At 65.1% G+C, this 13,031-nt stretch carries 11 protein-coding genes; 3 read left to right on the forward strand and 8 right to left on the reverse strand.

The genetic code is table 11. The annotated features are described in order from the left end of the window. Positions 1 to 252: 252 nt before the first annotated feature. Positions 253 to 3,330 carry an efflux RND transporter permease subunit gene (locus ACH2CW_RS04700; RefSeq protein ID WP_395055685.1) on the reverse strand — a complete coding sequence of 1,026 codons (3,078 nt, stop codon included), beginning with the start codon at positions 3,328 to 3,330 and terminating at the stop codon, positions 253 to 255. Between the two features lie 22 nt (positions 3,331 to 3,352). Beyond that, a complete protein-coding gene (locus ACH2CW_RS04705) occupies positions 3,353 to 4,891 on the reverse strand; it encodes an efflux RND transporter periplasmic adaptor subunit (protein WP_395055686.1) in 1,539 nt (512 codons plus the stop codon). Positions 4,892 to 5,300: 409 nt separating this feature from the next. Here ACH2CW_RS04705 and ACH2CW_RS04710 point away from each other — a divergent pair, with 409 nt between their 5' ends. After that, entirely contained in the window at positions 5,301 to 5,804 is a 504-nt protein-coding gene (locus ACH2CW_RS04710) for a GNAT family N-acetyltransferase (protein WP_395055687.1), read from the forward strand. Between the two features lie 5 nt (positions 5,805 to 5,809). Here the strand turns inward: ACH2CW_RS04710 and ACH2CW_RS04715 are convergent, their stop codons facing one another. From ACH2CW_RS04715 to ACH2CW_RS04735, 5 genes are all read right to left on the reverse strand, one after another. Beyond that, positions 5,810 to 6,997 carry an MFS transporter gene (locus ACH2CW_RS04715; protein ID WP_395055688.1) on the reverse strand — a complete coding sequence of 396 codons (1,188 nt, stop codon included), beginning with the start codon at positions 6,995 to 6,997 and terminating at the stop codon, positions 5,810 to 5,812. Between the two features lie 33 nt (positions 6,998 to 7,030). After that, complete coding sequence (locus tag ACH2CW_RS04720; protein ID WP_395055689.1) at positions 7,031 to 7,741, reverse strand: aquaporin; 711 nt, start codon at positions 7,739 to 7,741, stop codon at positions 7,031 to 7,033. After that, positions 7,738 to 8,238, reverse strand: a complete 501-nt coding sequence (locus tag ACH2CW_RS04725; RefSeq protein WP_395055690.1) for an arsenate reductase ArsC — start codon at positions 8,236 to 8,238, stop codon at positions 7,738 to 7,740. Before ACH2CW_RS04725 ends, ACH2CW_RS04720 begins: the two co-directional genes overlap by 4 nt. A 147-nt stretch (positions 8,239 to 8,385) precedes the next feature. Next, on the reverse strand, positions 8,386 to 9,684 hold the full coding sequence (locus ACH2CW_RS04730; RefSeq protein WP_395055691.1) for a hypothetical protein: 1,299 nt from the start codon (positions 9,682 to 9,684) through the stop codon (positions 8,386 to 8,388). A 12-nt stretch (positions 9,685 to 9,696) separates the two neighbouring features. Then, positions 9,697 to 10,038 (reverse strand): ArsR/SmtB family transcription factor, encoded by a 342-nt coding sequence (locus ACH2CW_RS04735; protein ID WP_395055692.1) that lies wholly within the window; start codon positions 10,036 to 10,038, stop codon positions 9,697 to 9,699. 53 nt (positions 10,039 to 10,091) lie between these two features. Between ACH2CW_RS04735 and arsC the strand changes: the two genes are divergently transcribed. Further along, positions 10,092 to 10,523 (forward strand): arsenate reductase (glutaredoxin), encoded by a 432-nt coding sequence (gene arsC, locus ACH2CW_RS04740; RefSeq protein WP_395055693.1) that lies wholly within the window; start codon positions 10,092 to 10,094, stop codon positions 10,521 to 10,523. After that, positions 10,492 to 11,229 (forward strand): arsenical resistance protein ArsH, encoded by a 738-nt coding sequence (gene arsH / locus ACH2CW_RS04745; protein WP_395055694.1) that lies wholly within the window; start codon positions 10,492 to 10,494, stop codon positions 11,227 to 11,229. Before arsC ends, arsH begins: the two co-directional genes overlap by 32 nt. Before the next feature lie 505 nt (positions 11,230 to 11,734). Here arsH and ACH2CW_RS04750 read toward each other — a convergent pair. Continuing rightward, a complete protein-coding gene (locus ACH2CW_RS04750; protein WP_395055695.1) occupies positions 11,735 to 12,511 on the reverse strand; it encodes an MHYT domain-containing protein in 777 nt (258 codons plus the stop codon). Positions 12,512 to 13,031: the final 520 nt, after the last annotated feature.

Raw genomic sequence — 13,031 nt, forward strand, 5'->3', positions numbered from 1 at the left:
AGCGAAGCGAAGGGACCCAGACCATCGGGTCGCCTTTTCTTTTGCTTACTTTTCTTTTGGCGACGCAAAAGAAAAGTGAGTTGCCGCCGGGCAACCCCCGGCCAGTTGGCACACCTCCAACGCAGGAAGGGACGACGGCTTCGACAGGTTTTGCCCGAACGGTGTTGGTGTTCGAGCATGGATCCCCCCGGATCGGAGTCCGGGGCAGGCTCCTCAAGTCCGGGATGACAAAGCGGGGGAAGAGGAGGGCGTTCATACAGAACCCCTGCGCCTGAACCTCTGTCCCATCCGGTCAAACGCCAGATAAATCACCGGCGTCGTGAACAGGGTCAGCACCTGGCTGACGATCAGGCCACCGAAGATGGCCAGGCCCAGCGGGCGGCGCAACTCGGCGCCTTCACCCCAGCCCAGCATCAGCGGCACCGCCGCAAACAGCGCGGCCAGCGTGGTCATCAAAATCGGACGAAAGCGCAAGAGTGCGGCCTGGTGGATCGCTTCCTGCGGCGACTTGCCTTCGTTGCGTTCGGCGTCAATCGCAAAGTCGATCATCATGATCGCGTTTTTCTTGACGATGCCGATCAGCAGGATGATGCCAATGATGCCGATGACGCCGAGGTCGGAGCCGCTGATCATCAGCATCAGCAGCGCGCCCACGCCGGCCGACGGCAAGGTCGAGAGAATCGTCAGCGGATGGATATAACTTTCATACAACACGCCGAGCACGATGTAGACACAGATCACCGCCGCCAGGATCAGCCACAACTGGCTGGACAGCGAGGACTGGTAGGCGCCCGCTGCGCCCAGGAAGGTCATGGTCACGCTGGCCGGCATGGCGATGTCTTTGGCCGCCTGCTTGACCTGGTCCACCGCCTTGCCGAGCGACACGCGGGGCGCGGTGTCGAAACCCAGCGTGGTGGCCGGGTACTGCGCCACCCGCGTGATCTGCAGCGGCGCCGGCCGCTCGACGATGCTGGCGATACTGTTCAGCGGCGTGGTGGTGCCCGAGCCGGTGCGCAGCGGCAGGTTGCCGAGTGAAGCCGCCGTGGTGAGCTGGTCCGGCATCGCTTCCAGAATCACGCGGTACTGATTGGTTTCGGTGAAGATCGTGGAGACAATGCGCTGGCCGAAGGCGCTGTACAAGGCGTCATCAATCGAAGAGGTGGTGACACCGACACGCGAGGCGGTGTCGCGGTCCACCTTGATATAAGCCGAGCTGCCCTGGGCGCCTGCGTCCGAGGCGATGTTGCGCAGCGCCGGCATCTCCTGCATGCGCTGCGCCAGCTTGTTGGCCCACAGCGACACGGTGGCGGTGTCCGAGCCCTCGATGGACACGCGGAACTGCGTCGGCCCGGTCTCGGCATCAATCGTCAAATCCTGCGTTGGCTGTAGAAACAGGGTGACGCCGGCCACTTCGCCGGCGCGACGCTGCAACCGGTCCATGGTTTCCTGCTGGCTGCCGGTGCGGCTGCTATTCAGGTTGATCAACATGCGGCCGGTATGCAACATGGTGTTGTTGGCCGCGTCCACGCCGATGAAGGAGCTCAGCGTGGCCACATCCGGGTCTTCCAGAATCGCCCGCGCCGCAGCCTGCTGCAACTCGGCCATGCGGGCGTAAGACACCGACTGCGAGGTTTCGATGCGCGCCTGCAACTGGCCGGTGTCCTGCGTTGGGAACAGGCCTTTGGGAATCACCAGGTAAAGCAGTACGGTCAGCACCAGCGTGGCCAGCGCCACCAGCAGCGTCGCGCCCTGGTGCCGCATCACCCAGGTCAGCGACTGGTCATATCGTGTGATGACACCGTCAAAAAACTTCTCCAGCCGCGCGCCGGTCGGGGTGCTGGGGGTTTCCGGTGTGTGCTTCAGCCATCTGGCCGACATCATGGGCACCAGGGTCAGCGAGACCACCGCCGAAATCAGGATCGTGATGGCCAGCGTGATCGCGAACTCGCGGAACAGCCGGCCGACCACGTCGCCCATGAACAGCAGCGGGATCAACACCGCGATCAGCGAGACCGTCAGCGAAATGATGGTGAAACCGATCTGTTGCGCGCCCTTGAGTGCGGCGGCCATGGGTGCCTCGCCTTTCTCGATGTAACGCGAGATGTTTTCAATCATCACGATGGCGTCATCGACCACAAAACCGGTGGCAATCGTCAGCGCCATCAGGCTCAGGTTGTTCAGGCTGTAGCCCAGCAAATACATCGCGCCGCAGGTGCCTATCAGTGAAATCGGCACGGCCAGGCTGGCGATCACGGTGGCGCGGATGTTGCGCAAAAACGCAAAAATCACCAGCACCACCATCACCACGGCCAGCAGCAGTTCGATCTCGACATGCAGCACCGAGGCGCGTATGCCGGTGGTGCGGTCGCTCAGGATGTCGACCCGCATGGCGGTCGGCAGGCCGGCCTGCAGCTCGGGCAGGCGCTCCTTGATGGCGTCCACCGTGGCAATCACATTCGCGCCGGGCTGGCGCTGCACATTCAAAATGATCGCGGGCTTCAGTCCTGACCAGGCGCCGAGCTTGATGTTCTCCGCGCTGTCCACCACCTGGGCCACGTCCCTGACGCGCACGGCCGCACCGTTGCGAAACGCAATGATCAGGGTCTGGTAGTCGGCGGCGGCCAACAACTGGTCGTTGGCGTTGATGGTGTAGGAGCGTGTTGGCCCGTCGATGCTGCCCTTGGCAGCGTTGGCGTTGGCCGAACTGATCGCGGTGCGCAATGAGTCAAGCCCAAGGCCGTAGGAGGCGAGGGCGCGCGTGCCGGCCTGGATACGCACGGCCGGGCGCTGGCCGCCGCTCAGCGAGACCAGGCCGACACCGCTGACCTGGCTGATCTTGAGCGCCAGCCGGGTGTTGACGATGTTCTGCACCTCGGTCAGCGGCAGGCTGTCGGAGGTGATGGCCAAGCTCAAGATCGGCGCGTCGGCCGGATTGACCTTTGCGTAGACCGGCGGCGCCGGCAGGTCGGCCGGCAGCAGCGATCCGCCGGCGTTGATGGCGGCCTGCACCTGCTGCTCGGCCACATCGAGCGCCAGACCCAGGCCGAATTGCAGGGTGACGATGGACACCCCGGCTGCGCTGGTCGAGCTCAAGCGCTGCAGACCGGCCATCTGGCCGAACTGACGCTCCAGCGGCGCGGTCACGGTTTGCGCCATGACCTCGGGGCTGGCGCCAGGGTACAGGGTCTGGACCTGGATGGTCGGGTAATCGACCTGCGGGAGCGCCGACAGTGGCAAAAATTTGAAGCCGACCAGACCGGCCAGCACGATGGCCACCATCAGCAGCGCGGTGGCGACCGGCCGCAGGATAAAGGGGCTGGACGGGCTCATGCGGGGTGTCGCCTCGTACCAGTCACTGCGTCGGCGCCTGGTTGTTGTCGCGCCGCCGCTCCCTGATCTTCTGCCAGCGGTCCAGGGCGGCAGCGTCGCCCTGTTTGATCTTGTCGACCAGCGACTGGCGGCGTGCCAGCGCCTCCGGATCGTCCTTGACCTGGTCCAGAAAGCGTTTGAGCTGCTCGGCGGTGGGCGCGCCAGCGGCGGCGCTTGCCGGGGAAGGGGCTGCCGGTCCGGCCGCAGGCGCTGCGACGGCCACCGGTGGTGAAGCCGGCGCCGGCGCGGCTGCGGCAGGTGGTGCGGATGCCCTGCCTTGCGGTGGCGGCGCGCCGGCATCACTGCCGCCCGGCGCCGAGGCCGCGCCCTGCGGTCGGCGGCCCTGGCGCCCGGCGCCGCCCGCGCCCGGCGCATCGCCCGGCAGCACCACGCGCGCTCCATCCTTGAGGCGGTCGGCGCCTTCGGTGATCACGCGTTCGCCCGCCTTCAGTCCCGAGGCAATCACCACCTTGTCCACCGTGGCGGGGCCGCGCTTGACGGGCCGCAGGCTGACGGTGCGGTCAGCGCCATTGAGCACATACACATAGTCGCCGCTAGCCCCCAGGCGCAGCGCCGTGACGGGCACCACCACGGCGTTGTCAATCGTGCGCACCTCGACCCGTACATTGACAAACTGGCTCGGGAACAACGCGAGCTTGCTGTTGGCAAAACGCGCCTTGGCCTTGACGGTGCCGGTGGTGGTGTCGACGAGGTTGTCCAGCGAGGCAAATACGCCGGTGTCCAGCACGGCGCTTCGTGTGCGGTCCAGCGCCGTGACTTTCATGGGGGCGCCCGAGGCCGCCGCTTGCTGCAACTCACCGACCTGGTCCTGCGGGATCGCAAACACCACATCAATCGGTGTGACCTGGGTAATCAGCGCAATCCCGTTGGCATCGCTGGGGCTGACCACATTGCCGATGTCCACCGCGCGCAGGCCGACGCGGCCCGAGACCGGCGCAACGACGCGGGTGTAGCCGAGGTTCAGGCGCGCGGCGCCTTCGTTGGCCCGGTTGATCACCACGGTGCCTTCGAGCTGCTTGACCAGGGCGGCCTGCGAGTCCACCTCCTGGCGGGCAATCGAGTCCTGGCTCAGCAGGGTCTGGAAGCGCTGCAGCGTCACGCGGGCACTGTCGAGTTGCGCCTCGTCGCGCTGGCGCTGGCCTGCGGCCTGCTGCAGTGCGAGTTCGAACTGGCGCGGGTCGATGGTGGCCAGCAACTCACCTGCCTTGACCATCTGGCCTTCCTTGAACAGCACTTTCTGCATCACGCCGGTGACCTGCGGGCGCACCCGCACGCTGGCCTGCGGCGTCACGGTGCCCAAGGCGTCCAGCACGATCGGGATATTGGCCTGCTCAGCGGTGGCAACACCGACCGTGGTGGCCGGTGCGCGGCGGCCTGCACCGCCCGGCCCGGCGGCACCTGCCTCGGTGGCGGGGCGGGTGAAGTGCCAGGCCAGCCAGCCCATGCCGGCCAGGGCCAGCAGCGCGATCAGGCTGCCGATCAGCCGGGCGCGGCGGCTCATGCGGCGGGGGGGCGGGGTGAGAGTGCCCGCGGGCGGCGCGTCGAATTCTGGATCCATCAGCTGTCCTTGTTGCCGCTGCTCAGCAGCATTTTTTTGTTGTGGCTGGGGATGTCGCTGCGCGCCGTCGGCTTGCCGTGCGCGGGTGTTTGTCATCCCTGACAGGAATTATCACTGCAAGCTTTTAGTGGCAGGTGTAGCGGTTGACAGCCAAGGGTAAACCTCCGGTAAAGAGCCGGCCGTAATTCAACGCCACAGTTTGCGGCCAGAGGTTGGCGTCATTTGCTATGAAATCAATAGCTTCTCGCGCTTGTCTGGTATGGGCTGGAGCCCTGTTTGATACATGCATGGCGGCCAGTTGGCGGTGCGGCCCGTAAAATCGCTGCTTTCTCGCCACGCCAACGGAACCCCCGTGACCCAGCCTGCCTCCACCGGACTCCAGATCTTCCGCGCCGACTACCACCATGCAGCGCATGCCAGCGCCCTGGTCGATTTGCTCGACGCCTATGCGCGCGATCCGGCCGGCGGCGGCCAGCCGCTCAGTGACTTTTCCAAGAAGCATCTGGTGCAGGAACTGGCCGCGCGGCCACAGGCTTTCAGCGTGCTGGCCTTTGACGGCGCGTTGCCAGTGGGGCTGGTGAACTGCATCGAAGGTTTCTCCACCTTTGCCTGTCGGCCGTTGATTAACGTGCATGACGTGGTGGTGCTGGCCAGCCACCGTGGCCAGCGCGTTGGCGAGAAGATGCTGGCCGAGGTCGAGGTCGTCGCGCGTGAACGCGGCGCCTGCAAGCTCACGCTGGAGGTGCTGCCGGGCAATACACCGGCGATCAGGCTCTATGAACGTATCGGTTTTGCCGGCTACCAGCTCGATCCGGCGCTGGGCCATGCGCAGTTTTTGCAGAAGTGGCTGGGGTGATCCGCTCAGGAATGCGGGACCGCCTTGTCGCGCAGCGCCATCAGCGCCGCAAAGGCCAGCGCGCCCAGCGCCGCTGAAAACCACAGCGCTGCGCCGCCGAATCGGTCCAGCGCCAGGCCAAACAACCAGGGCGACAGCGCCTGTGCAAAACGCGCCGGCACCATCAGCAGGCCCTGGCGTGCGCCATAGTCCTTCACGCCGAACAGCACCAGCGGCAAGGTGCCCTTGGCAATCGTCAGCACGCCGTTGCCCGCGCCATGCAGCACAGTGAACACCGCGCCGGCCGGCACACCGATGGCCAAAAACGCCATGGCGCCCAGCGTGTGCATGGCGCCGGCCACACGCGCCGAGATCAGCGGGTGTACATTGCGCAGCAGTCCGTATTCGAGCAGGCGACCGGCCACCTGCGCCGGCCCGACCAGCCCGGCGAAGATCAGCGCAGTGGCCAGTGGCACACCTTGAATCTGCAGCAGCCGCGGCAGGTGCGCGGCCATCGCGGTGCTGATGAACCACGTCACGGCGAAAACAAAGGCCAGCAGTACGGCGGTACGGGTGGTGTTCTGTGAACGCGCCGATGCGGGCGTGATGTCGACGGCTTGATCCGCTGGTGCGGCCTGAGCGATTTGAGCGACGGGTGAACCGGGCAGCAGCAGGTTCAGCGGCAAGGCCACCACCAAATGCAGACCAGCCCAGACCAGACAGGCCGCGCGCCAGCCCCATTCGAGCTCCAGCCAGGCCGACAGCGGCCAGCCCACGGTGCTGGCAAAACCGGCGAACAAGGTGATGCCGGTGATGGCGCCGCGCGCTTCCCTGCCGTAGAGGTGCACCAGCGCCGCAAAGGCCGCTTCGTAAAGACCGGCCGCCATCGCCACACCGAGCAGAGCCCAGGCGACCATCATGCCGACCGGTCCCTGCGCCATGGCCAGCCCGGCCAGGCCGGCAGCAAAGATGAAGCTGTTGGCTGCCAGCACCGGCCGGCCACCGTAGCGGTCGATCAGTTTGCCGGCCAGTGGCCCGAGCAGGGCAGACACCACCAGGGCCAACGAAAAACCGAGGAACACGGTCGGCGCGCTGATACCCAGGTCGCGCGCCATCGACGCTGCCAGCATGGCTGGCAGGTAGTAGCTGGAAGCCCAGGCCAGTGTTTGCGCGATGCCGAGGCTGGTGACGGTGACACTGCGGCGCGGGTGCATGGGTGGCGGACGCTGGCAGCGAAACCGGTGTCGCTAGTGCGGGGCGTCGGTCGGTATGGGACCCAGCGCGCGGCTCAACAACACGCCGGCCACCGCGCCGGCGGCTTCCGCGATCACAAAACCGGCCGCGCTGGCTGGTGCAATGCCGGCAAAGCTGTCCGAGAGCATGCGGCCCAGCACGGCGGCCGGGTTGGCAAACGAGGTGCTGGCGGTGAACCAGTAGGCTGCGCCTATATAACAAGCCACCAGCGCCGCGGCCTTGCCGGGCGGCGCGCGCAGGATCACCAGAATCAGCCCGGCGGTCGCCACCGCTTCGGCCAGCCACTGCCCCCAGCCGCTGCGCAGCTTGGCGCTGAACTGGAACACGCTCATGTCAAACATCGCGTGCGCCAGCCAGGCCCCTGCGACTGCGCCCGCAAGCTGGGCTGCTATAAAAAAGAGAGCTACTTGCGCTTGTCCGCTATGGGCTGAGGGCATTTTTGATGCCACAACCAGGGTCACCAGCGGGTTGAAGTGTGCGCCGCTGACGGGGCCCAGAGTTTCGATCAGCACGTACAGGGCAAACACCGTGGCCAGGGTGTTGGCCAGCAGGGCGATCGCGGTGTTGCCGCCGGCCAGACGCTCGGCCATGACGCCCGAGCCGATCACGGCGCAGAGCAGGGCGGCCGTGCCAAGGAACTCGGCGACGAGCCGGTGCCTCAGGCGCGGCGCCGCGACAGCAGCGGCAGACGTAGCGCCGCTCATGAACGGGACAAGTCGCGCGCAGCCTGCTGCACCATGGCGCGCTCCAGCTTCTCGGGCGACAGGTTGGTCAAGAGGTCCAGCCGGCGGCGTATGGCCAGCAGGGTCTGGCGGAAGGCCTCCAGTTTCTGCGTCTCGTCACCAGAAACCTCGGACGGATCGGGGTAGCCCCAATGCGCGGTGGCCGGTTGGCCGGGCCAGTAGGGGCAGACCTCGCCGGCGGCGTTGTCGCACACGGTAATGACGAGATCCATCAGTGGCGCGTCGGCTGCGGCGAACTCGTCCCAGCTCTTGCTGCGCAGACCTTCTGTGGAGATCTCGGCGTTGTGCAGCACCTTCAATGCCAGCGGGTTCGGCTGCTGGTTCTCGCGCGGGCTGCTGCCGGCCGAAAAGGCCTTGAAGCGGCCCTTGGCCATGTGGTTCAGGGCAGCTTCAGCCAGGATGCTGCGGGCGGAGTTGTGAGTGCACAAGAACAGGACGTTGAGGGGGCGCTCAGACATTGAAAATTCTCCAGGAAGAACGGTTGTGACAAAACGGCAAATCAGCCAATCCTCTTGCGCGGTTTGTCATTCCGGACGTGATCCGGAATCCATGCTGGCGGCATGGGTTGCGGGTCAGGCCCGCAATGACAGGTGCGAGTGGTTTTTTCATGGCGGTGCAGGCAGCAGGGGCAACACCACCACGGGCGAAAAGCCGCCGCCGGCCGTGCGGAAGTTGGTGGTCTGGCCGGTGTAGGTGCGTGCGGCCAGCAACTGCACCTGGCCGCGAAAGGTGTAGGCGCGTATGTCCAGCTTCAGGCGCGTCGCCACGCCATCGACATCGACATCGACATCGACCATTCTTTCGCTGGGCGGTACCAAGGCCTGTGCGATAAAGCCGCCTGCCGTGATGTGGGCCCAGACGGTTTTGGTGAGTTTGTCGCCGCGATAGGCGGCCTTGGCGCCGTAACCCGCCCCCGGCTTGAAGAACAGCTGGCGCCGGCGCGCCCAGAGATCGTCGGCATGTTCTGCGCTGACCAGCTCGGTGTGCGGCACCACGGCCTGCAGCAGGCGCCGGTCTTCGGCCGACACCCCCCAGGAAGCCAGCAATACATCGTCACCGAGCGTGATCAGGTTGCGCTTGTCGGCAAACAGCGCATGGACACGCGGGTGCGGCGTAACCACCGCCGCGCCGGCCACATAGGCGCTGCGCAGTGCGGCATGGCTGGGTTCGGACAGGCTGAAGTCGGTCAGGCGGTTGTAAACCAGATCGACGGCGGCGCCGGGCAGGGCCGGGTGCCACAAACCGCCGTCTTTCCACTGCAACGCCCGCGCGTCGCCAACCGCGGCCGTGATCCCGTGTGCCAGAAAGAGCTGGCGCGCCAGCGCAAATTCGGGCGCGAGGTATTGCGACTCCGGCGCATCGTCGGTGATCAGCACGGTGCGCAGCGGCTGCGCACCGCGCTGGGCCTGCCACTCGGCGCGGAACATGTCCACAAAAGCCTGGTTCAGGTGGGTCAGGTCGGTGGACGCATCCATCAGGCCCTGCATCGGTGCGCAGCAGTCGCGGTGCGCACGTGCCAGGGCGGCGTTGAGCAGCGCGCCGCCGGCGTTGGTATTGATCTCGATCAGCCGTGGACCCTTGTCGCCCAGGTGAAAGTCATAACCCATGAAAACGCCCGAAGGGCCGAAGTTGTGCTGGGCGGTTTCAGGGGCATGGGCCAGCGCGAGTTGTTGGTAGGCGGGCAGGGCGACCACACGTTCGAGGGCCGCAACCGCCTGTCCGACAGCGGCGCGCATGCCGGGGTCCACAAACACGGCGGTTTCAGAAAAAAGGTGCGGGTGGGTGGCGGTCAGACCGTCCAGCATGCCTTGCAGGCTGGGGTCGGTTTCGAGCTGCTGGCGCAGGCGCTCGGGGTTCAGGGTGCGGCACAGGCACCCGAGGTTCAGGGTTTCGGCGAGGTTCATCCGGCGTCCCGGTCAGCAGGCGGCACAGGCCGCGTCGCCGGTGACCTCGCAGGCCTGACCCTGACAGCAATGTTCGGTCAGGTAGCCGAGCAGGGCGCTCATCTGCTCGAAGTTGGCGCGGTAAATCAGGTTGCGGCCGCGCGGCTCGCTGCTGACCAGGCCGGAATGGGCCAGTTCCTTGAGATGGAAGGACAGTGCGCTGGGCGCGACTTCGAGCTTCTCGGCAATCGCGCCGGGCGTCAGACCGTCGGGCCCGGCCACCACCAGCGCGCGGAAGGTGCGCAGGCGCTGGGCCTGAGCCAGCGCGGCCAGCGCACGCACTGCTGAAACTTCGTCGAGTGTTTTTATTTCCATAATTCAAATATAATTGAATTATCGAATTGAAGCAATCCAGCGAGGAAATAGTCATGCCGGACATCACGATTTACCATAACCCCCAGTGCGGCACCTCGCGCAACACGCTAGCGCTGATCCGCAACTGCGGGGCGGAGCCTGAAGTGATTGAGTACCTGAAAACACCGCCCAGCTGCGAGACGCTGGAGCGACTGATCGCCGCCATGGGTGTGCCGGTGCGCAGTGTGATGCGGCAAAAAGGCACACCTTACGAAGATCTGAAGCTGGACGACCCGGCACTCAGCGACGCGCAACTGATTGACGCGATGCTGGCCCACCCGATCCTGATCAACCGCCCGATCGTTGTGACGCCGCTGGGCACGCGCCTGTGCCGGCCCTCCGAAGCCGTGCTGGACATCCTGCCGGCGCCGCAGCAGGGCGCTTTTATCAAGGAAGACGGCGAGCAGGTGATCAATGACAAAGGGGAACGTGTTGCCGGCGCTTGACGACCTTCCCCACCTCGTCAAAGACCTGTTTGTGCCGCCCACGGCCAGCGCGCTGCAGGCCTTTCGCCCCTCGGCCCATGCGCCGCGCATCTTGCTGCTCTACGGGTCTGTGCGTGAGCGTTCTTACAGCCGCCTGCTCAGTGAAGAAGCCGCGCGCCTGCTGCAGGCCATGGGCGCAGAAACAAGAACATTCGACCCGCGCGGCCTGCCGCTGCCCGACGACGCGCCCGACAGCCACCCCAGGGTGCAGGAACTGCGGCAACTGGCGCAGTGGGCCGAGGGCATGGTCTGGACATCGCCCGAGCGCCACGGCGCCATGACCGGCATCATGAAGTCGCAGATCGACTGGATCCCGCTGGCCGATGGCGCGGTGCGCCCGACCCAGGGCAAAACACTGGCCGTGATGCAGGTCAGCGGCGGCTCGCAATCTTTCAATGCCGTGAACCAGCTGCGCGTGCTGGGCCGCTGGATGCGCATGTTGACGATCCCGAATCAGTCATCCGTGGCCAAGGCCTTCCTGGAGTTCGATGAAGCCGGCCGCATGAAGCCCTCGGCCTACTACGACCGCGTGGTTGATGTGATGGAAGAACTTGTCAAGTTCACCTTGCTGACACGTGATGTCTCACCTTACCTGGTGGACCGCTACAGCGAGCGCAAGGAAAGTACCGAGGCGCTGTCGAAACGCGTGAATCAGCGCAGTCTTTGAGTTTCATGCATCAAATCGGCCTCTGGCCCTTGGTGAACTTGGGTAGGCAGCTATTGAATTAATAGCGTTTCACGTTGTGGTGGTGCTCCGGCGGCGGTGACACCCGGCACCCCCGCAAAACCGCTCCTGCAGACAAACCAGGGAGGTGCCCATGGCGGGTGGCGGATGCTTGCGCGGGGTAGAGGGCGTCAATGAAATGGCGGGTGGCTTCCCGTCGCGAGGCTGTGGGCTCTCATGCGCGCAGGCAACTGGCGCAAGGCCCGCAACCTCGTGCAAAGCGACGACTCCCTGCTGGCCGCAGGGCTGGACGGCTCACTGCCTACCCAGCAAGGTGATCTGGCAGATACCGAGCACTGGCACGACGAGCTCACGCATCAGCGCCTCATCGTCCCTGGGAGGGCGGCTCGGCCCTTCCGCGGCCAGCTTCTTGTCCCAAGCCGGGCTTGCCCGGATCAACCCAGTCAGCCGGCGCTGGAAAGAAAGCGACTGAGGGGTAGCGCCGGTGTCAGCGACGCGCGGGTTTGGCATGCAGTTTCTGCCTGCCTGCCAGGGCTGTCGGCTGAAACAGCATACTCATGGCAATGAGGAAGGCCATGGACAGAGTGGCGATGATCACCATTGAGGAAATACTGAACGAACTCACATAGCCGAAGCCCTGGGGGATGGCGGTGCGGTTGGCGGTGGTGCAGACAAACTCTGCCGCCGCCATGCCGGTGTAGTGCATGGCGCACACCGCCACCGCCATCACCAGCGCGGCGCCGAGGCGCTTGATGAGCGCGGCTGTGTGAAAGGCCAGCCACAGGGCGGCCGTCGCGGCCAGCACTGCTATCGCGATGGACGCGGCGATGATTGCGTAGTCCCACTGGATATAGCCACCGATTTTCATGCCGTACATACCGAGGTAATGCATCACCACCACACTCATGCCCAGCAGGGTGCCCGCCACCAGCATCCGGCCTAGGCGCTCCGGCGCGCGGGCGACGTAGCCAAGGGCCATTGAGGCGGCCACGATGGCGGCAAGCAGGGACAGGCCGGTTTCCACCATGGCGTAACTGGTGGCGACATCGAGCTTGAGTGCCAGCATGCCGACAAAGTGCATGCCCCAGACACCGATGCCGCCGAGCCCCAGACCTGCGGTCAGGGTGTTGGCGGTGCTGAAACTGCCGTCGGCCTGCTTGATGCGGGTCGCTGCCGTCAGCGCAACAAAAGAGCCTGCTACGGCAAACAAAAATGACAGCGCGACATAGAGCGGCTGATAACTGGTTATAACTACAAGGTCCATGGAAATACCTATGAGTTTAAAAAAGAACGAAGTGTATCGTTCTGTTACTGATTGTGTGGTCTTGACCAAATACCCCCTTATTTCTGCTGCCTTTAAGCGTTCCACAGGGCGGGGAGCCGACGATCGGATGAGGGCAGAATCGCGCAGTCGCAGAGGGTTGGTTGGGTGGCAACCGTCGACGGTTTCTGCGAGCAACTCATTGATCGTGGGCAGGCAGCCGCGCCGTGTCTCTCCGGTGCAGGTCGATGCGCCAGCCCATACTGGCGTCGCCGCTGGAGGTTGGGATGTCGACAACCTTGGTTGTCCGGTGCAACCTCTGCCTGATGGCGGAAACCCGAAAAAACATGGCTTCGTTGACTTCACAGTCTGTTTGCGCAGGATCGGGCTCGCGGCGAAGCCCCGTGGTCTGTCGATCCGCAGGTTTTTTGCGACCAACGGCCAGCTAGAACGGACGATGAGGTCGTGAGGCGCAATTTCGCCGGGGTAACCAGACTACATGGCCAGCAGCCCTTTATGACGA

This window comes from Polaromonas sp. (assembly GCF_043778355.1).
In the GTDB taxonomy this organism is placed as follows: Bacteria; Pseudomonadota; Gammaproteobacteria; order Burkholderiales; family Burkholderiaceae_C; genus Polaromonas.